Source organism: Desulfovibrio sp. (genome assembly GCF_047607245.1).
In the GTDB taxonomy this organism is placed as follows: Bacteria; Desulfobacterota; Desulfovibrionia; order Desulfovibrionales; family Desulfovibrionaceae; genus Desulfovibrio.
Genome location: NZ_JASGDK010000067.1, coordinates 1 through 19,211 on the forward strand (window position 1 = coordinate 1; position 19,211 = coordinate 19,211).

Sequence of the window (19,211 nt, forward strand, 5' to 3'; positions counted from 1 at the left end):
ACAATGGAGCGGCGGCCATTGGTCTTGGCGCACAGGCAAGCGGCCAGACCGTCATTGACGGCGGCAGCGGCAATGACACGCTGAATATAAACGCCATCTTTACGGGCAACACAACGCTTTCTACCGACTATATGGACACAAAGGGTGGAGCCTTTGGCATGAACGCGGCATGGGGCACTGCCGTCAACAAGGTCACTAACGTCAACAACGTGAACATTACCGCTGATGCCAGCGGCAGTGACGACGGTTGGGCTTACGGCATGTATACCCGTGACGGATGGGGTACCGCGACCCAGAACATCATAGAAAATACAGACAGCGCCATCACGGTGGTCATCACGGCCAAGGCCGGAACCGCCGGGCAGGCATATGCTATGTACGGCAATGCGGGCGGCCTCAATCTTATTCAGGGCGGCAGCAAGGCCGGGGATACTCACGGTGACAGCGTCACCCTTAACGGAGATCTCGGCGGCTATATCAATACCGTTAACACCGGCAGTGGCAACGACAACATCGAAATCAACGGCAACCTGCGAAGCGGCACAAATACCTTCAACATGGGCGACGGCAACGACACCTTCACGTTGAACGGCAATATCGCGGGTGGCAACAACAAGATTATAATGGGCGCAGGCGATGGGCGCGTGAATATTCACGGCGATATTACCGGAGGTTCCAACAGCGTCAATCTTGGTGCAGGCGACGACGTTGTAACGTTAGACGGCCATGTGCAGGGCAACCTCAGTCTCATTGGCGGCGACGGTTATGATCTGCTTGTGCTCAAGGCTGACTCCTACGCTGACTTTATAGCCAAGTATGACACATGGCTGCAAAACAACCTGAGCACCATTCAGGTTGAAGAAATTAACGTCAGCATCAACGGCCTGAGCCCTGCTGATCAGGCCGACCTGCACGTCTACCTGAACAGCGGGCATTTCAGCGATTATGTGGTCAACTACTCCGACAGCACCGTGCCCTTCATGACCTCGATGAGCGAAGATATGCCTGACGGCTATCGCGAGGCCGGGCTTGCAGACCATAGTGAACATAATGGCGGCGAGGCTTCAAACTTCAGCAATGATACGCACGCCGACAGTGCGAATGATGACATGAGCGCACTGGTTGTGCAGCAGCAGATAACTTCTGAATCCGGCGGATAGCCGAAGATTTTCACTTTGGCATAAATATGGCCGCCGCCCGGGTTGCACCCGGGCGGCGGCTTTTCGTATGCCTTGAGCACCAGTATACGCCACAAAAGCAACTGAGGGCAGATGGCTTGATTGACGTTGCAGTGCGGGATCGTGCATATCTGTACGCCGCCGGAAATCCTTTTATGGCAGAAATCACGCTGCCACGCGGCGGTCGGCTGTGTGGTGCCGCCGAGGTGTCCATATGCTTGCCCCATTGCTTGTCTGGCGACTGGCCCGGTGCTTGCCCGCAGAGAGACGGCGTGAGATTGTAGTACTGCACTTGTTTACTGAGCAGGCAAACTTTTCGTTGGAGGCGCAATGTCCACAGGCAAAATGAAGACGCCAGGGCTGTTCTGGGCCGGGTATATCTGTCTGGCTGGCGGTGCTTTTGCCCTGTGGCTGCCTGTGCTCGGGTTGTTGCCGCTGCCAGTGCTGATCGTTGCTCTTATCCTGCGCCATATGGCCGCAGCGCGTCAGGACGCGGTTTCAAAAAGCCACGCCCAATGGCAGTTGTGCACATTCTGGCTGCTTTTTTTGCTGCTTGTAGTGCTTGTGGGGTTGTTTGCGGCTATGGCCATCGTATACAGCGAAGTGGCGGTTCTGGACCTTGTTGAGGGAATAGGCGCTGCATATAGCGCCAATCAGATAGATTTGAGCGTGGTTCTGGAGCGCTTTTGGGCAATCGGCGAAATCCGGTATTTCACCTGCGCGGGTTTGCTGTGGTTGGTATTAGCTTTGGTGTGGCCGCTCAAGCGCATTTTGCAGGGGGCATGGGCCGTGCACGCAGGCTGCCCTCCTGCCGGGCTGGGACGCGGCGCACGGTGGCTGGCCCTTGCGGCGGCAGTAGGCATACAGGGCGGGCTGATGGCGCTTGTGGTGGCGATGTAGGCCACGCCCAGAGCAACCGGGGCAGAGTAACATTGATATATATGCCTAAAGCTACAGACACGCCCGTGATCAGGTTTGGCAGCATAGACGGGGCGGAAGCACTTGTGATGAAAGCCCGGTCGCGCAACCGCGAGAGCATTCTACTGTGAAAAGCTTGGAGACGCCTTGCCCGAGTTTTTGGCCCTTGAGCGCACTTGCCAGCGTGGCCGGCAGGGCAAATTGGGTGATCAGCGTGATTTTTTTGTGGCCGTTAAACCAGCCAAAGGCCATCATTTCCGAGGTATGAAAGGTGGCGAAAGGCATGCCCTATGCGCAAATTTCGCCACCTAAAAACATTGCTGCTACAATGCAAAAAATGCTAATTCGCTGATGCCTCGCGATGGGCATCTTCCTTGACCTGCCGCATGTAGTTGTACACGGTGTAGATGGACACGCGCATGGCCTTGGCCAGATATTGCACCATCCCCTTGATGAGAAAGGCCCCTTCTTCATCCATTATCCGCACAAAATTCAACTTTTCTTCTCTCGTCATTGTGGCGGGGTGCTTGCCCGCCCTGCGAATGGCCGTCTCAATGATGGCATCGCTGGTTTCGCCCAAACAGGAGGGAAAGGCCTCGCTCATCTCCTTGCCGGGGGCGTTTTCAAAGCGCAGCAAGGCGTGCAGAACACCCTGAAAGCGCTCCAGATCCGTGAGGTCAAAGTGTATGCACACGGCTCCGATGACCTCGCCTTCGCTGGTGCGCAAAAAGCTTATGGAAGATTTGAGTGTCTGCCCCGAAGGCGTTGTAGCGGAATAGGCTATGATGTCCTGCACCTTGTCGCCGCCCTGACGCCACGCCTTGGTAACCATATTGGTGGCAGGAGCGCCTACATTGCGCCCGGTAAGGGAGCCTTCGATATGGATGATGGAATGCTCAAGGTCGCTGAAGTCGTGTACCGCCACTTCGCAAAAAGGTCCCAGCGTGCGCGCCACCATACCCGCCATCCGTTTGGCATTGGCAAAAATAGCCTGCGCTTCCGCCACGCGGCAGTTGACTTTTTCAGCATCCAGAGAGTGAACGCGCGCGCCTCTGGCGGTGCGGCGGGGGGCGGCTGCGGGCCGCGGTGGAGATATCTTGCGACTTTGCTTGGGCATGCGGGCCTCCCCTGTGGATAACGCCGATAGATCGTGCCCGACTGGCGGCGTTTTGTATTGAAATTTTACGTATGCTACATGAAAAAAACGGTATTGTGTACCCCCCGGCTTCACAACAAAACAATAAAAAGTCGAAAGTCTGCATAGCGCAACAAGAGGGGCGTGTGTACCACGCTTTAGGCAGGCAGCAGGCTGGGGCGGGGCTTTGCGCAAGAAGAGTCTGTAAGAATATCCTGTATTATTTGTGGGTAAAACAGAAGGGCCGGAGCATCTGCTCCGGCCCTTCGCAGATTTGATGGCAAACCCCGCTTCGCGGGTCTTTTGCCGTCATGCCAGCAGAGCCGCCGTGCAAGGATGCACAAAAATCAGCTGGTACCTGCGCGGCAAAGCGCGGCCTGCTTCTGATTTTCAGTTGTGCAGGCGTTGCCGCACACGCGTTGGCTGCTTTGCCGGGGCGCAACCCTTACGGTTTTCTGGGTTCCTTGGTCAGGTCGTCAGTGCTTTCCTTGGCGTGGCGCACAAGAATGGCAGCAGCACCGGGCGTTTCGCCAAGGCCTTTCAGGTGAGCGTCAACCTTGATTCCGGCTTTTTTGAGCTGTGTGGCCCAGGAGTCGTCCTCGTCGCCTGCAAGGTCGTTGCGGGCGTGGTCGCCAGCTACCAGCATCAGGGGAGCGATAACTACATGCTTGATCTTGGCGGCCTTGAGGCCTTTAAGCATGTCGTCAAAATTGCGCGCCCCTTCAACGGTGGCCATATGAATATTTTTATCGGTAGATTTAAAAACGGCGTAAACGCCTTCAAAGGCCAGGTCGGCGCGGCCGTGGCTCTGGCCGTGGCCCATAAGCACAAGGGCGGTATTTTTGTCGCGGGCGCTCTTGGTGTCGGCCTTGATGGCAGCCAGCAGTTCCAGGGCATCGCCCTTGGATTCCAGCATGGGACGGCCCATAAATACGGACTCAAAGCGGCCCGGATTTTTGCTCACGTCAAGGAGCACGGCCCGTTCCAGAGCGGTGAATTCTTCACCCGCCAAAACGTGCAGCGACTGTACGCGCACAACTTTTACGCCGTCCTTGGCCAACTGGGCCAGACCGTCGCTGATGCCGCCCACAGGCTGGCCCTGTTCGGCCAGTTTTTTACGGATGATCTGTGAGGTGTAAGCCCAGACTACAGGCGCACCGGGGAAAGCTTTTTTGAATTCCGCATCCACAGCTTTGAAGGCAGGCTGAGCCTCGGGAACACTGGTTCCAAAGGCCACCAGCAAAATACCTTCCTTGGGAGCGGCTTCTTCGGCAGCGTGGCTTGTGCCGTACAGGTTGAGCGCCGCGAGCAGCAGCAGGACAAAGAGCAGTGGGCGAAGCCCGGAATGTGACAGGGTGCGTGGCATGGCAACCTCCTCAATATCGCGTTGAAAGGTTCGCAAAAGGGCTCTGGCCCCGGCGGATGTTCGGACTTGAGGGCTGTGGGGCTGTGTGCCCGCGCCTTGGTTTCGCCTTCACCGCTTGCGCGATTGGCTGTCAAACGCTGCTCACCTCGAGCAGGCGAAAAGAAACCTTGTCCCCTCTTACCGCAGCGCGACTGTTTTCGATTTGCACGAAATTCCCCGCCAAAAGGGTACAGGACAACAGGGCGCGGCAAATGTCAAGGAGGGCAGGCGGTTGCACCGCATGTTGTCCCCAAGTCCTGCTGGGTGGCCTCTTTGTGGCTTCCTTGGCCGATCTGAGCGTATTTTTCCTTGTTCTTCCGTCAAATTTCTGATACATATGCGGCCTCTCTTTGAAAAAGGGAAATCATGTTTGGAGGCTGGACATATGGCAGGCTTGGAAACCGGGCACGAAACCGAAATGAATTTCGAGAGTGCTCTCGAAAACTACCTCACTTCCGATTTTGGCGACCTTGAAGAAGGCTCTATCACCAAGGGCGAAATCGTTCGCGTGGACGAAGACAATGTATTGGTGGACGTGAACTTCAAGTCCGAGGGGCAGATTCCCGCGGCTGAATTCCGCGATCCCGCTGGTAACATGGTCGTTGCCGTGGGCGACAAGGTGGACGTGTACGTTGTTCGCAAGAACGAAAACGACGGCACCATTACCCTTTCTTTTGAAAAGGCCAAACGCATGCAGGTCTTCGATCAGCTCGAAGACGTGCAGGAAAACAACAGGGTCATCACCGGCCACATCGTACGTCGCATCAAGGGCGGCTACACTGTGGATATCGGCGGAGTCGAGGCATTTTTGCCCGGTTCTCATGTGGATCTGCGTCCCGTGCCGGACATGGACGCCCTGGTCAACCAGGAGTTCGAATTCCGCGTGCTCAAGATCAACCGCCGCCGCAGCAATGTTATTGTTTCGCGCCGCGTGCTGCTTGAAGAAGAACGCGATTCCAAGCGTCAGGATCTGCTGCGCACCCTCGAAGAAAACCAGACTGTGCAGGGCAAGGCCAAGAACATCACCGAATACGGCGTGTTCGTGGACCTGGGCGGCCTCGACGGCCTGCTGCACATCACCGACATGAGCTGGAAGCGCATCCGTCACCCCAAGGAAATGATCACCATCGGTCAGGAACTGACCTTGAAGGTGCTTTCCTTTGACCGCGACAACAACAAGGTTTCCCTGGGCCTCAAGCAGCTCGTGCCCGATCCGTGGCAGGACATCTCTGCCCGCTTCCCCGAAGGTGCCAAGTGCTCCGGCAAAGTCACCAACCTGGTTGACTACGGCGCTTTTGTTGAGCTGGAAGCTGGCGTTGAAGGTCTTGTGCACATTTCTGAAATGTCCTGGACCCGCAAGCTGCGTCATCCTTCCCAGATGGTTCACACCGGCGACGAAGTCGAAGTGGTCATTCTGGGCGTGGACGGCGACAAGAAGCGCATCAGCCTCGGCATGAAGCAGGTGCGTCCCAATCCTTGGGAGCTGGTGGCTGAACGCTATCCTGAAGGCACCGTGCTTGAAGGCGTTATCAAGAACATCACCGAATTCGGCATGTTCATCGGTATCGAAGACGGCATCGACGGCCTCATTCATGTGTCCGATATTTCCTGGACCAAGAAGGTGCGCCATCCCAACGAAATGTACAAGGTCGGCGATACCGTGCAGGCCAAGGTACTGACCGTTGATCAGGAAAGCGAAAAGTTCACCCTCGGCGTCAAGCAGCTGGTGGACGATCCCTGGGGCCATGTGCCCACCACCTACCCCGTGGGTTGCACCATCAAGGGCATTGTGACCAACATCACCGACTTCGGCCTCTTTGTTGAAGTGGAAGAAGGCATTGAAGGTCTGGTGCACGTTTCCGAGCTGTCTGGCAAAAAGGTCAAGACCCCGGCTGAAATCTACAAAGAAGGCCAGGAAATCCAGGCCAAGGTCATCCACGTCAGCGCTGAAGAGCGCCGCCTTGGTCTGTCCATCAAGCAGATTCAGGAAGTGGAAGAACGCCGCAAGCCCAAGGAATTCCATTCCGGGCCGCAGGAATCGGGCCAGAGCCTGGGCGATCTGCTCAAGCAGAAGTTCGAAGAAAGCGAAAACGGCTAGTCCGTTTTTAGAAAAAGATATGAAGGGCGCTTCCACTGGGAGCGCCCTTTTTGTATCATTCGGTTACCGGAATATCTGGCGAGCGCCTTTGTTGTAGTGTATCATGCTCGACTACATGCACATTCTTTCTTGTCTTTTGTGTTGTTGTTCTGCTTCTACACCTTTCATGCAAAATGCCATTGCTGAACATGCCCGCAGGTCGAGTGATAATTTATGAATAATTTAAATATATTCGATTTGAATATGGTGCTGGATATGCTGCCCAACGCCATCTTTCTTAAAGATGAAAATCTGCACTTTATTTTCGTGAACAAGGCTTATGAAGCAATGTTTGGCGTGAGCCGGAATTATATTCTGGGTAAATCAGTGCTGGAAATGACTCATCTGCCCGAAGAAGAGCGAGAAATGTATCAGGCTGACGATATGGCCACCCTGAATAAACAGGAATTCAACCACCATATTTTCAGTTACAAGTTTGCAGACGGCAAGATGCACACCTGCCTGCACTGGAGCGGCGGATTCACAGACGAAAACAATGTGCGCGGCTATCTGGGCGTTATTGTAGATATTACCGAGCAAAGCCGCACCATCGGCATGCTGCGCAGCCAGTTGAATTCAATGGTCACCAAGGTCAAATTGGCAGATGAAAGCAGCCTGATGGATTCCCTTACCCAGTTGCAGACCAGAAAATACATGGATCTTGTGCTGGACAAGTACGCCAAGGTGGAAAAAAGGCCTTTTTGCTGTATTATGCTGGATGTGGACCGGTTTAAGGACATTAATGACACGTTCGGACATCTGGCAGGCGACAGCGTTCTCAAGGAAGTGGGAGCGGCGATCCGCCAGTGCGCGCGCAGTAATGACATTATTTGCCGCTATGGCGGCGACGAATTTGTGGTTTTATTGCCAAACTGCACCTTTAAAAAAGCCGTGTCAGCTGCAGAAAGAATACGCAGTGCCGTGGCTGAGATGGTTGCCAGACCAGACGGAAAGCCTGTGAGCGTGAGCCTTGGTTGCAGCGAGCATGATGGCCACGGTGACGGCCTGCGTACGCTGCATGAGGCAGATAAGGCTCTGTATGCGGCAAAACAGGCCGGGCGTAACCACGTGTGTGTGGCGCCTGTATAGATAATAACTAGTACGGCTGGAGCAGCAGAGCCTATTTAAGGATAATCACTTTAGTTCATGCCTGAAGTCCTGATGAAGCGGCAAGCCGTCAAAGCATCTCTGCCTGCTACAACCTTCCTTCCCGATCAAAGCCTGTCCCCTGTTGGCAGTGCGCGGCGCGCTGCATCTTAGCCGCAAATACGCTTTATTGAGGCCAGCGTGCTCTTATTCTTTGCCTGCTTTTTTGCGAAGGCGTGAGCCGTCAACGTATCTATCCTCGCTACGCCCATCTTTCCGGCCAAAAGCTTCGCTCTGTTGGCATTGCGCGGCGCGCAGGGGTGATCGCCGAACGAGCGATGAATCTCCCGAAGCAAGAGCCGCGCAGCCCTCGCAAGCACTAAGTACTTGAAGCCTCAAGGGGGAGCCGGAGGAATGCAGAGGGAGCCTCGGAGGGCGCAGTTCCTGACAGGCCACGTCTGCCGCCCGCCGCGCAGGCGGCCCAAATGAAAATAATCAGAGCATCCCGAGAATGCTGCGGCCGTTTTATCTGAGATAATTTACTTAGATCGCTATGATCAAGGAAGTTACGAACAACGCCGAAACCTGTACGATCCCGGCAAAATAAAAATCGCCCGGCGCTAACTGACGCCGGGCGGTTTTGCTTATATGCTGTTTTACCTTTTCTGCCGTTGATGCAGCATCACTGGTCTCGCGCTCAGTGCTGGGCTTTGGGATTCAGGCTTCACAGAAGCTTTGTTCCTGATGCGCAACAGATACGGCAGGAGTGCCGTGCTTTCTATTCAGGAAACAGGGTCTTTTTCAGGAATGTGTCGATCTTGTCATCATTGCCCGTGACGGAATCATAGGCAGTCTGGAGCGAAGCGGGCCATTCCTTGTCGCTGGCGTCGCTCATGAACATCATGAGATAATCCTTGTCGCCCACCACATCCACATTCATAAGAACGCGATTACTGGTGACAGTGAAGGTCCACCCGCCGTCTTCGGAGGGCTCTGGCGGGGTGCCTTTCAGTTGTTGCGAAAGCTTGGCCGCAAAATCCTTGTCAGAAAGGTTTTTGGCTTCGCTCTTGGTGAAGAGGGCAATGGAAAAGAAGGCGTCTTTCGAAGCCGTCACGGTGACGGTGCCGTCTTTTTCCTGAACTTTGCAGTCGGCGGGCACATCTATGCTGAAATGGGCGAACTTCATTTCCTTGGCCTGCGCGGGCAGGGCCAGGGCCAGAAGAACCAGACAGCAAACGGGCAGCATGAGAAACTTTTTCAGCATTTCGTCCTCCTGTATTACGGGCGTTGCTGGGCAAGCATTGTCATGCTGTTTCGGATTTGTCCATAAAAAAATATGACAATAAAAAATTATTAAATTCAGTGTGTTATTTCTGTCGAGAGGCGATAATCCTGTCCAGCAGGGGAGCCAGTTCAGGCGTTTTACTTTTCATTGAATTGAAGGCCTTTGTGATGTCTTCGGGCCATTCTGCCCTGTCCACATCGGTGAAAAGCTCGATCACGTGCTTGTCGTCGGCCATGACGAGCACGTCAAAGGGCACCACAGCAACTTTTACCAAAAAGCCCCAACCGTCCTCGCCCACCTTACTGACAGGGCCGCCCTTGAGGCTTTGAGACAGCTTCTGGGCGTATTCTTCCAACGAAATATTTTTGTCGCGGTCAACGATGTTGAGGGTGAAAAAATGGTCTTCTTCGTCAACCACAAAAAGCGCGCCGTCACGGGTCATAAAATTGCAGGAATCAGGAATGTCGGCGGTTACAAGGGCCAGGTCGTAAGTTTTGGCAGCGGCGTGAACTGCAAAAGCAGGCAGGCTCACGGCCAGCAGCAGAAAAATGAAAAAACGCTTGTAGAGCATTGGATGTTCTCCGGGGGCATGAGCCCGAGGGGTTTATGAAATGCCTGTAGCAGAAATTTTACATGGCAGAAGAGCGGCCGTGTGTGCGGCCCGGCCCTGCGCGGGGTAAAACGTTCGCGCAGGGCCGGTGTATGCAAAAATATCCGGTCTAGAGCAGATTAACTTTGAAATGTATTACATTTCAAAATTGTCATTCTGCCGAAAAATGCGATTTTCGGCAGAATCTACGCCGCCTTGCGGCGCGCTGCACTCTTGTGCAGCGTTAGAGCATTTAAACTTTTTCAAAGTCAACATACTCTAAAACTGGAACAAAAAGGCCGGAGTTCGCGGATCAGTCTGTCCGCCAGCGGAAGACAGTCCCACAAGGGCGGCAAGCCCGTTGATGGCGTCCGCATCCAGGCCAAGCATGGCCGTGAGGCCGCGCCCCAGCCAGTTGCCTTCCTTGGGGCGGGTCAGCAGCTTGCGGTCAACGGGCACGCCAGTTTTCTGGGCCAGCCAGCGTAGCGCCTGATCACGTCCGCCCATTTCATCCACAAGGCCAAGCTTGAGGGCTTCCTGCCCGGTGTAGACCTTGCCGTTGGCCAGCTTTACCACCTGCTCGCGGGGCATGTTGCGCCCCTGAGCCACAATGTCCACAAACTGGCCGTACATGTCGTTCAGCAGGCTCTGAAAATAGGCGCGCTGCTCTGGCGTCATAGGCCGCATGTATGAGGCCGCGTCTTTATAGGTGCCGACCACAAGGGTTTCCTGTCCCACACCTACTTTGTCCATAAGGCCCTGGAACTGGGGCACGTCCATACGCACGCCAATGGAGCCTGTAACAGTGGAAGGATTGGCGAACACGCGCTGCCCGGCCATACTGACCATAAGGCCGCCAGACGCCGCCACAGAACCCATACTCACCGCCACGGGCATTTTTTGCGCAAGTTCTTTCAGGGCGTCGTAAACCTCCTGCGAAGCTGCCGCGCCGCCGCCGGGCGAATCCACACGCACCAGAACGCCTTTGACCGAAGGGTTGCGGGCAACCTTGCGCAGCCATTCCAGGGTCGGCTCCACATTGAGGATGGGGCCGTTCACCGACACTAGCGCGATCTGGCTGCCGCCGCCCGTGAATCCGCCTTCATCTCCGGCGGCCTTGGTAATAAAGCCGCCCAGCAGACCGAAAAACAGCACGATGCCGCACCAGAAAATGATGGGGTGGCGTTTGCGGAAGGGGCGGTGCAGCAGGGTCTTCCACACGCCTGCCGGAATCTGCGCCAGAGGACAGGCGGCTGTGCAGGGGGCTTCCGGTGCTGATTGCGCAACAACCTGAGGCGCGCAGTGCGCAGTATTGTTGCCGTTGGCAGGCGAGGGCATGGCCCCTGCCATAGACAGAGGCTCGTCTTGAGAAAAATCTTTATCAGTCACTTTTTAGTCGTCCTTATGCGGAACGGGCCAAGGGCCTTTTCCACAGAGTCTGAGGCTCAAAGCGCCTACTGTTTGGGCTGCATGGCTTCGGGCCACAGCTCCGCGGCCTGTTCACGCAGCAAATATTTCTGAATTTTGCCACTGGCTGTAAGGGGAAAGCCACTTATCATGGCAACATATTTGGGAATCTTAAACCAGGCTATCTTGCCCCGGCAGAAGTCGCGTACATCTTCCGGCTGAATTTCCACGCCGGGGCGGGGAATGATAAAGGCCGCCACTTCTTCGCCATACTTGAAGCTGGGCAAGGCCACCACCTGCACGTCCAGCACGCCGGGCATGCCCATGAGGTATTCCTCTATCTCGCGGGGGTACACGTTTTCGCCGCCGCGGATAATCATATCCTTTATACGGCCCGTGATGCGCAAATAGCCTTCATCGTCCATCACGCCAAGATCGCCGGAATGCAGCCAGCCCTCAGGGCTGACGGCCTTGGCCGTGTCCTCGGGCATGTTATAGTAGCCCTTCATGACATTATAGCCCCGGCAGAGAATTTCTCCAACCTGGCCGCGCGGCAGTTCCTCGCAGGTTTCAGGGTCTGCCACGCGCACTTCAATGCCCGGCATGGCGCAGCCCACAGTTTCGCAGCGCTGCTCCAGCGTGTCGTGAATGTCAGACTGCGTCATGACCGGAGAACCCTCGGTCAGGCCGTAGCAAATGGTGATTTCCTTCATGTTCATGTCGTCAATGACGCGGCGCATGAGGGGTTCCGGACACACGGACCCGGCCATAATGCCCGTGCGCAGGGTCGACATGTCAAAGCGGTGGAAAAGCTTGTGCTCAAGCTCCGCCAGAAACATCGTGGGCACGCCGTAAAGGGCGGTGCAGCGCTCGGAATCGACGGCGGCCAGAACCTTGAGCGGATTGAACGACTCAAGAATGACCATTGTGGCCCCGTGGTTGACGCAGGCCGAGACGCCCAGCACGCAGCCGAAGCAGTGGAAGAGCGGCACGGGCAGGCACACGCGGTCCTTGGAGCTGAAATTCTGGTGGCGGCCTATCCAGTAGCCGTTGAGGCCCACGCCCACATGGGTGAGCATGACCCCGCGCGGAAAGCCCGTTGTGCCAGAGGTATACTGCATGTTGATGACGTCCCAGGGGCGCAGGGAGTCCTGCCGGGCCTTGTATTCGTCATCATCCACCATAACGGACAGGGAGAGAATTTCGGGCACGGAATACATGCCGCGGTGCTTTTCCATGCCCAGAAAGCAGACGCGCTTGAGGTGGGGCAGGCTTTTGCACACAAACGACTGACGGGCCTGCACGCGCAGCTCCGGCGCAATGCGGTACAGGGTTTCCAGATAGTCGTGGTCACGCACGCTGTCGATGAGAAAAAGATTTTCGCATTCCGAGTGGGTGAGCAGATAGCGCAGCTCGTGTTCGCGGTAGTTGGTATTTACCGTGATAAGAATCGCACCAATCTTGGCTGTGGCAAATTGCAGGGCAACCCAGTAAGGCACGTTGGTAGCCCAAACGGCCACCTTTTCACCCTTTTTCACGCCAAGGGCCATCAGGCCTTTGGCAAAACGGTCGACAATTTCGCCGAATTCACGCCAGGTCTGGCGGAAATCACGGTCGGCGTACACAAGCGCCTCATTGTCGGGAAAGCGGCTTACCGTGTGGTCGAGAATCTGTCCCAGTGTCCATTCGCGCAATTCAAACTGGGCTTGGCGCTGGCGAACTTTTTCTTCCATATTGTCTCCTGTGGTGCGCGTGCGGCAGCAGGTCAGGTGGAGATGTGTCAGGTGACCCTACGAATTGTAGGTTACGGCCAGAATTTCCACGGGCTCGTCACTCGCCGCGCCCACATAGTGGGGCACGATGGAATTGTAATAGATAGTCTGGCCGGGTTGGAGAACGTGGTTTTCGCGGCCGTAGACCACCAGCAGCTCGCCCTTGAGCACAAAAATGAATTCTTCACCCTGATGCGAACTGGTTTTGCGTTCGCCGCCGTCAGGGAAAATGCGAATGTGAAAGGGCTCCATATTACGGTCGTTCTTGCCCTTGCCCAAAGGCTGGTAGGTGTAGCTCGGGCGGGGGATGCGGCCAGTGTGCAGGGCGTCTTCTCCCTCGCAGGTATTGTCGATGCAGCCTATGATGGGGTCGCGGGTGAACTGGTCGTCCAAAAAGGTTCCCAGGCGCACGCCAAGAGCGCGAGCCACTTTTTGCAGGGGGCCGATACTGGGATAGATGGCGTCGCTTTCCAGCTTTTCCAGATAACACTGGTCGAGGCCGGTATCCCTGGCCAGGGTTTCAAGGTCGACTTCACGTTCTTCACGGAATGACCGGATGCGGGAACCAATGGTGCGGGCAGAGGGCATGGTGGGCTCCTGACTGTGCCCCGGCCTGGATACACTGATACACGGGCTATCCGGGCGGGTTCTGTAAGGTGATTTGTAAAAGCAATATTGCGCCAACCTAGCTAAAAGCTGCGTCCCCCGCAAGCATCGGTATTTTTATGGCAGCCCGGCAGCCCCTGCTGACATGCCGTGCCTTGTGCGTTACTGTGCGGCATGAGCGAAAAACTTACAGTACGGCGGGCTTTTGTGGCTTCCGGCCAGGTGCAGGGCGTGGGGTTTCGTCCCTTTGTCTACAGGCTTGCGCACGAGGGCGTCCTCACGGGAACCGTGGGCAATACTTCGGAAGGCGTCCGCATGGAAGTGCAGGGAACGGAAGATGCGGTAAGCCTTTTCGGCCAGCGTTTGCAGGCGGAGCTTCCGCCTCTGGCCCGCCTTACCGGGCTCAGGCAGGAAGACATACCTTGTGTTCCTGAAGAGGATGCCTTTGCCATTGTGCAGAGCAGCGGCCACGCCGGGCACAGCGTGCTGGTCAGCCCGGATGTGGGCGTGTGCGCAGATTGTCTGGCAGATATGGCCGACCCGGAAAACCCGCGCTACAAATATCCCTTCACCAACTGCACAAACTGCGGACCGCGCTATACCATTACACGCTCCATTCCCTACGACAGGGCCGTCACGTCCATGAGCTGCTTTCCTCTTTGTTCCCGGTGCGTGGCGGAATATGGCAATCCGGCAGACAGGCGTTTTCATGCGCAGCCTGTTGCTTGCCCGGTTTGCGGGCCGGCTCTCTGGTTTGTGGATAAAAAGGATCTTGCGGCTGGACGTACCTGTCCGCCCACTGATCCATCCCGCAACGGAGCGGAGGCCGCAAGCGCACAAGGCTCATATGTTGTGCAAAGCAGGGAAGCCCTTGCCAGCTCGGCTCTGAGCAGTTCTGGTCAGGTGCTGCTGGACGGCGGTATCCTGGCCATCAAGGGGCTGGGCGGTTTTCAGCTAGCTTGCGACGCACGCAACGCCGCAGCCGTGGACGCGTTGCGGCAGCGCAAAAACCGTCCGCACAAGCCGCTGGCGCTGATGGCGCGGGATATTCAGACGATCCGCTCTTTTTGTGATCTCACGCCAGAGCATGAGGCGCTGCTTGCCAGCCCGGAAAAACCCATTGTGCTTTGCCCGCGCCGTCAGGACGAAGGGGCGGATTCCCTGCCGCCACAGGTTGCTCCCGATTCGCGGCAGGTGGGTTTTATGCTGCCCAACACGCCCCTGCACAGTGTACTTTTTGACTGGCTGGCCGAGCAGGCATTGCAGCCTCCGGTTCTGGTCATGACTTCGGCCAATGCCGGGGGTGAACCTATCTGCCTTGGTAACAGGGAGGCGCTTGAACGCCTGACGCACCTTGCGGATGCCTGGCTGCTGCACGACCGGGATATACTGGTGCGGGTGGACGACAGCGTTATTACCCTGCAACCACAAGCTGGCCCGGCAGCAGCTGCCGTTTCTTCCGGTGGGGCACAGCCGGGGCGGAGTGAACCGCTTTTTTACCGCCGTGCGCGGGGCTATGTGCCGCGCCCTGTATTTCTGGCTTACAATGCGGAAGCCATAGAAACGCCGCATATAATGGAGACATCCGGTACGTCTGACACGCTTGGTACGCCGGGGATGCCAAGTGCCGCGGATACAGCGGGAGCCGCAGGAGCCACAGAAACTGCGGATACAGGGGATGCGGGGGGTACTGCCAGCATCCGGAAAACGGCAAAGAACGGGAAAGCTGTTTCAGCCGCCCCCTGCGTTCTTGGAACCGGGGCTGAACTCAAGGCCACATGCTGCCTTACGCGCGGCAACGAGGCCTTTGTGGGACAGCATGTGGGAGATCTGGAAAATCCTGCAATTCTCAGCTTCTATGAAGAAGTTATTGCCCATCTGGAGAAACTTCTGGGGGTTCGCCCGCAAGCCCTTGTCTGCGACCTGCACCCAGATTTTCTTTCCACCCGCTATGCCGAAGCCCGCGCCGAGCGGGAAGGTTTGCCCCTGTGGCGCTTGCAGCACCATGCGGCCCATGCGGCCTCGGTTCTGGCCGAAAACGCCTGCTTTGAACCCGCTCTGGCTTTGTGTCTGGACGGAACAGGAATTGGCGACGATGGTACAATCTGGGGCGGCGAGCTGCTCTTTATGGATTTGGGCAAGCCCGGCTGGCGGCGGCTGGGGCGCTTGTCTCCCTTTGCGCTGCCCGGGGGAGACGCCGCCGTGCGCGAACCGTGGCGTATCGCCCAGGCTTTGACCCGGCAGAGTATGGAGTTCGGCTATATGGACGCTGAGACTGCGTTGGTCTCCGCACCCTGGCTGGCAGAGCACGCGCAGGCCTCGCGCGCTGTTGGGGAAATGTTGGCGCGCGGCATCAACTGCCCTGTAACCTCCAGTTGCGGACGGCTGTTTGATGCCGTGGCAGCCCGGCTTGGGCTGTGCATGGCAGCAACCTATGAGGGGCAGGCGGCTATAAGACTGGAGGATGCGGCTAACCGGGCTGAAGGCCCGCTGGGCGCTGTGCTGGCTGGCCGTGCGGATATGGCGGATATGCGGCGCGCATCAGGCATGGTCTGGCCTGTGGGCATGGCCGTGCGTGACGGGCTGCTTGAAATGGACAGCGCCGGACTTTTCGCCAAGGTTGCGCAAAGCGTGACGGAAGGTATGCCCGTAGCCGAGGCGGCAGGGCGCTTTCATCTGAGTTTGGCCACCGCTTTGGCTGGCATGGCCGGAAGGGCGGCCCGGCCGCTCGGCATTACAGCGGTAGGCCTGAGCGGCGGCGTCATGCAGAACTCCATTATGGCGCGATTGCTGCCTCGGGCTCTGGATTTTCTTGGATTGAAGGCGCTCACCCATCATGAGTTGCCGCCCGGTGACGGCGGCTTGTCACTGGGGCAGGCTGTGTGGGGCAGAAGAATGCTGGCTGCCGGGGGCGGGGATTTTTCAAAGTGAAATACTCAGGCGGCTGCGTGAGTCGTCAGACCACGCAGCCGCCAAAATCGTCTTAAAGGGAATTGTTTTTCTATCGAAAGCCCGCCACAGCACGTCCCTGCTTGAGTGCCAGACGCCCCAGCGGCAGATCGCGCCACCACAGGGCAGCTTCGCGTCCCTGAAGTCCTGTCTGGCGGCTTTGTCCACTGAGCAATGCGCTGATTTCGTTCAGATCTTCCAGTACAAGGCTTGTTGCCGCCTCTGGCTTTTCCGGCATAAGGGCGCGCAGGCGCGGAGCCGCGTCCAGTCTGCCACCGCCCAGTTTGCCCAGCAGCGCGCCCTGCCATACGCATTCCTGCGGCAGCAGTGCAGCGGCCTGAACGGGAATAAAGCGCACGTGCTCGCCGTACAGCACAGCCTGACCGGGAGGAAGTTGCGAAGGATCGCAGGTGGGCCCGGCAAGGCAGTCTGGCGGCAAAGCCTGCCCCAAAGTCTGACGGGGCGGGCGAGCGGTCTTTTTGCACCCAAAACGTGGTGATTCAGAAAATGCATTTTCTGGCGCGGATTCTGTGGAAAAATCGTTTGTGCTGCCGCATTCACTGGTTGGCGCAGCCGCCGGGACGCCGGGCAGCATGTTTTCTGCTGCGCTACCTGGCTTGCGCAACCGGGCCACATAAAATCCCTGGGCCTGGGAGCGCGCGCCGTCCACTCTCAGTGTACCCTCTCCGCCGGGCAGCTCTTCCCATACAAAACCGGGAATGGGCGCAAGATGGTCGCGAACAAGCCCCAGTTCTTCTTCGGCAAAGCGCACCTGATCTTCATTTTCAGCCACATTGGTCGTGCAGGTGGAGTAGACCAGCCGGCCGCCGGGGGCCAGCAGACTTGCCGCATGGCGCAGCAGCCGCTGCTGCAGGCTGGTGAGGCTGTCCAGCTTGTCGCCCTGCCAGAGCTTGAGCACCTGTGGATGCTTTTCCGCCGTGCCCCAGCCGGAGCAGGGCGGATCGAGCAAGATGGTGTCCCACGAACCGGGGCGCAGGGGCAGCGCGTCGCCGCTATACGAGCAGGTGCCCGCCTGGATCAGGTTGCACTGGTGCAGGTTGGCGCGCAGGGTGCCCAGCCGCGTGGGCGAAGGTTCGTTGCCCAGCACAAAACCCGTGCGTCCCACAAGCTGGGCCAGAAAGCCTGTTTTACTGCCGGGGCTTGCGCACATGTCCAGCACGGAGGCTCCGGCGGCGGGGGCCAGGGCCACAGGCGGCAGCATGGAAGACCTGTCCTGAATATAGATATAGCCAAAAAACGCCGCCAGCGAACTGCCCAGAGGGCGCGGCTCGACCAGCAGGCGGTGGCACAGGGGAGAAAAAGGCTCTGGCTCGAATTCGTACCCTTGGGCACGCAGCAGGGCCTCCACGGCTGTGGTATGCATTTCCTCACAAACAATACGGAATGAACGTGTGGCGGGTTTGGACATGGCGGCATAGTATGGGCAGGCGGTTCGAGCCGCAAGAGCTTTTTGCCGGATATTCCATGCTGACGCTATTTTCCAGATGTTGCGCGGCGTGCCAACTGCGCGTATAGTGCGCCCGTATGACATCTATGCGTGCCATACCGCCCGCGCTTTGCGCTGGTGTGACCCGCGGGCGTGGCTGCTGCCAAATTTTTACGGCAGCTGACGGCCCCAGGAAACCTGATCATTGGTTTTTGAAATTTAGGCGTCATTGCACCCCGGACGTGGTTGTGTGGCTGCCTTGCCCGATTTTTGCGACGTGCTTCGCCTCAAAAACGGCCTTGCACGCCGTAAGCAAAAAAGCCGCCTTGATCGGAGCTTCCTTTATTTTACCGGGAATCTGGCAAGATACCCAAGGAGAACGGAATGAAATTTGCCATGCGACTGACTTTTGCGGTCTGCCTCGCGCTGCTTGCCACCGGGTTGACCACGGCAACGCAAGCTGCAGCCAAAAGTGCCGTGGTGCTGCCTTTTACGGTGAATGCGCCGCAAAGCTACGCTTACCTTTCCAAGGCCGTTCCGGCCACCATTCAGGGCCGTCTGAACCGCCCCGGTGTGCTTGACGTGCGTTCTGCTCAGGGCAAGGCCGCTTCGCAGGCAGAAGCCAGCAAGGCCATGAATTCCTCCGGTGCGGACTATGCCATCTGGGGTTCGGTCAATGTGATGGGCAATGACTGCACCATTGAAGTCAACAGCGTGGACAAGGCCGGAAAAACCTGGAGCAAGAGTGCCCAGAGTTCCGTGAGCGCCCTGACCGGCACTGTGCAAAACCTGAGCGCCGCTCTCGGGCAGGAAGTCTTCGGCATTGCCGGCGTGCGTTCGCCCGGCAGCACTGCGGCCACCGGCCCCCGTGGTTCGATGGCTCCCGGCGGAGACATCGTCACCAATGAAACGGGCCAGCAGCAGGTGTACCTGAACCCGCAGTTCCGTTATCAGGGTGCTGGTTCCGGCGACGGTTCGCGCCTGCGCAGCCAGCGCCTGCCCTTCACTATGGTAGGTATGGCCGTGGCCGACTTTAACGGCGACGGCAAAAACGAAATCGCCCTGATGAGCGACAACCATCTGCGCATCTATGCGTGGGATGGCGACGGCAAGCTGAAGCTGCTTGGTGAAACCCTTGTTTCGCGTTCCAACCAGAACTTCTCAATGCGGGCTATCGACCTGAACCGCGACGGTGCAATGGATCTGGTTGTGTCGACGTTTGAAGGCGAAAGCAACCGTCCCTACAGCTATTTTTACAGCTTCAAGGGCAACAAGTTCACGCAGGTATCGGAGCGCA

At 57.3% G+C, this 19,211-nt stretch carries 14 protein-coding genes and 1 riboswitch; of the genes, 6 read left to right on the plus strand and 8 right to left on the minus strand.

Features of this window, described 5'->3' with window-relative positions:
* Together QM579_RS05070 and QM579_RS05075 are read left to right on the plus strand one after the other, a co-directional pair.
* On the plus strand, nucleotides 1–1,160 hold a 1,160-nt coding region (locus QM579_RS05070; protein ID WP_414998096.1), incomplete at its 5' end, for a hypothetical protein.
* Between the two features lie 348 nt (nucleotides 1,161–1,508).
* A complete protein-coding gene (locus tag QM579_RS05075; protein WP_414998097.1) occupies nucleotides 1,509–2,078 on the plus strand; it encodes a hypothetical protein in 570 nt (189 codons plus the stop codon).
* A gap of 358 nt (nucleotides 2,079–2,436) precedes the next feature.
* On the opposite strand, the gene QM579_RS05080 is transcribed toward QM579_RS05075, so the two are convergent.
* Both QM579_RS05080 and QM579_RS05085 read right to left on the minus strand, forming a co-directional pair.
* Complete coding sequence (locus QM579_RS05080; RefSeq protein ID WP_414998098.1) at nucleotides 2,437–3,213, minus strand: helix-turn-helix transcriptional regulator; 777 nt, start codon at nucleotides 3,211–3,213, stop codon at nucleotides 2,437–2,439.
* Between the two features lie 463 nt (nucleotides 3,214–3,676).
* Nucleotides 3,677–4,597: a sirohydrochlorin cobaltochelatase gene (locus QM579_RS05085; protein WP_414998099.1), complete on the minus strand. Its 921-nt coding sequence runs from the start codon at nucleotides 4,595–4,597 to the stop codon at nucleotides 3,677–3,679.
* Nucleotides 4,598–4,630: 33 nt separating this feature from the next.
* A riboswitch (cobalamin riboswitch) is annotated at nucleotides 4,631–4,855 on the minus strand.
* A 166-nt stretch (nucleotides 4,856–5,021) separates the two neighbouring features.
* Here QM579_RS05085 and QM579_RS05090 point away from each other — a divergent pair.
* Together QM579_RS05090 and QM579_RS05095 are read left to right on the plus strand one after the other, a co-directional pair.
* A complete protein-coding gene (locus tag QM579_RS05090) occupies nucleotides 5,022–6,734 on the plus strand; it encodes a 30S ribosomal protein S1 (RefSeq protein WP_183721977.1) in 1,713 nt (570 codons plus the stop codon).
* A 213-nt stretch (nucleotides 6,735–6,947) separates the two neighbouring features.
* Nucleotides 6,948–7,862, plus strand: a complete 915-nt coding sequence (locus tag QM579_RS05095) for a diguanylate cyclase (protein ID WP_414998100.1) — start codon at nucleotides 6,948–6,950, stop codon at nucleotides 7,860–7,862.
* Between the two features lie 775 nt (nucleotides 7,863–8,637).
* On the opposite strand, the gene QM579_RS05100 is transcribed toward QM579_RS05095, so the two are convergent.
* The 5 genes from QM579_RS05100 to QM579_RS05120 form a co-directional block, all read right to left on the minus strand.
* The gene (locus QM579_RS05100) at nucleotides 8,638–9,123 is read right to left on the minus strand and encodes a hypothetical protein (protein WP_414998101.1); all 486 of its coding nucleotides are present in this window, start codon (nucleotides 9,121–9,123) and stop codon (nucleotides 8,638–8,640) included.
* Nucleotides 9,124–9,226: 103 nt separating this feature from the next.
* Nucleotides 9,227–9,715: a hypothetical protein gene (locus QM579_RS05105; RefSeq protein ID WP_414998102.1), complete on the minus strand. Its 489-nt coding sequence runs from the start codon at nucleotides 9,713–9,715 to the stop codon at nucleotides 9,227–9,229.
* A 297-nt stretch (nucleotides 9,716–10,012) separates the two neighbouring features.
* Nucleotides 10,013–11,122, minus strand: coding sequence for a signal peptide peptidase SppA (sppA, locus tag QM579_RS05110; protein WP_414998103.1), 1,110 nt, complete (start codon nucleotides 11,120–11,122; stop codon nucleotides 10,013–10,015).
* Nucleotides 11,123–11,187: 65 nt separating this feature from the next.
* On the minus strand, nucleotides 11,188–12,873 hold the full coding sequence (locus QM579_RS05115) for an AMP-binding protein (RefSeq protein WP_414998104.1): 1,686 nt from the start codon (nucleotides 12,871–12,873) through the stop codon (nucleotides 11,188–11,190).
* Nucleotides 12,874–12,930: 57 nt separating this feature from the next.
* On the minus strand, nucleotides 12,931–13,500 hold the full coding sequence (locus QM579_RS05120; RefSeq protein WP_414998105.1) for a helix-turn-helix domain-containing protein: 570 nt from the start codon (nucleotides 13,498–13,500) through the stop codon (nucleotides 12,931–12,933).
* Between the two features lie 192 nt (nucleotides 13,501–13,692).
* Between QM579_RS05120 and QM579_RS05125 the strand changes: the two genes are divergently transcribed.
* Nucleotides 13,693–16,449, plus strand: a complete 2,757-nt coding sequence (locus tag QM579_RS05125) for a carbamoyltransferase HypF (RefSeq protein ID WP_414998106.1) — start codon at nucleotides 13,693–13,695, stop codon at nucleotides 16,447–16,449.
* Between the two features lie 70 nt (nucleotides 16,450–16,519).
* Here the strand turns inward: QM579_RS05125 and QM579_RS05130 are convergent, their stop codons facing one another.
* Nucleotides 16,520–17,896 (minus strand): RsmB/NOP family class I SAM-dependent RNA methyltransferase, encoded by a 1,377-nt coding sequence (locus QM579_RS05130; protein ID WP_414998107.1) that lies wholly within the window; start codon nucleotides 17,894–17,896, stop codon nucleotides 16,520–16,522.
* Between the two features lie 402 nt (nucleotides 17,897–18,298).
* Between QM579_RS05130 and QM579_RS05135 the strand changes: the two genes are divergently transcribed.
* Nucleotides 18,299–19,211, plus strand: a 913-nt coding sequence (locus QM579_RS05135) for an FG-GAP-like repeat-containing protein (protein WP_414998108.1), incomplete at its 3' end; no start/stop codon positions are given.

Coding starts and splice junctions, on each gene's coding strand:
- QM579_RS05120 (WP_414998105.1), bottom strand. CDS start 13,500: ATGCCCTCTGCCCGCACCATTGGTTCCCGCATCCGGTCATTCCGTGAA.
- QM579_RS05115 (WP_414998104.1), bottom strand. CDS start 12,873: ATGGAAGAAAAAGTTCGCCAGCGCCAAGCCCAGTTTGAATTGCGCGAA.
- QM579_RS05125 (WP_414998106.1), top strand. CDS start 13,693: ATGAGCGAAAAACTTACAGTACGGCGGGCTTTTGTGGCTTCCGGCCAG.
- QM579_RS05080 (WP_414998098.1), bottom strand. CDS start 3,213: ATGCCCAAGCAAAGTCGCAAGATATCTCCACCGCGGCCCGCAGCCGCC.
- QM579_RS05085 (WP_414998099.1), bottom strand. CDS start 4,597: ATGCCACGCACCCTGTCACATTCCGGGCTTCGCCCACTGCTCTTTGTC.
- QM579_RS05130 (WP_414998107.1), bottom strand. CDS start 17,896: ATGTCCAAACCCGCCACACGTTCATTCCGTATTGTTTGTGAGGAAATG.
- QM579_RS05090 (WP_183721977.1), top strand. CDS start 5,022: ATGGCAGGCTTGGAAACCGGGCACGAAACCGAAATGAATTTCGAGAGT.
- QM579_RS05075 (WP_414998097.1), top strand. CDS start 1,509: ATGTCCACAGGCAAAATGAAGACGCCAGGGCTGTTCTGGGCCGGGTAT.
- QM579_RS05100 (WP_414998101.1), bottom strand. CDS start 9,123: ATGCTGAAAAAGTTTCTCATGCTGCCCGTTTGCTGTCTGGTTCTTCTG.
- QM579_RS05105 (WP_414998102.1), bottom strand. CDS start 9,715: ATGCTCTACAAGCGTTTTTTCATTTTTCTGCTGCTGGCCGTGAGCCTG.
- QM579_RS05095 (WP_414998100.1), top strand. CDS start 6,948: ATGAATAATTTAAATATATTCGATTTGAATATGGTGCTGGATATGCTG.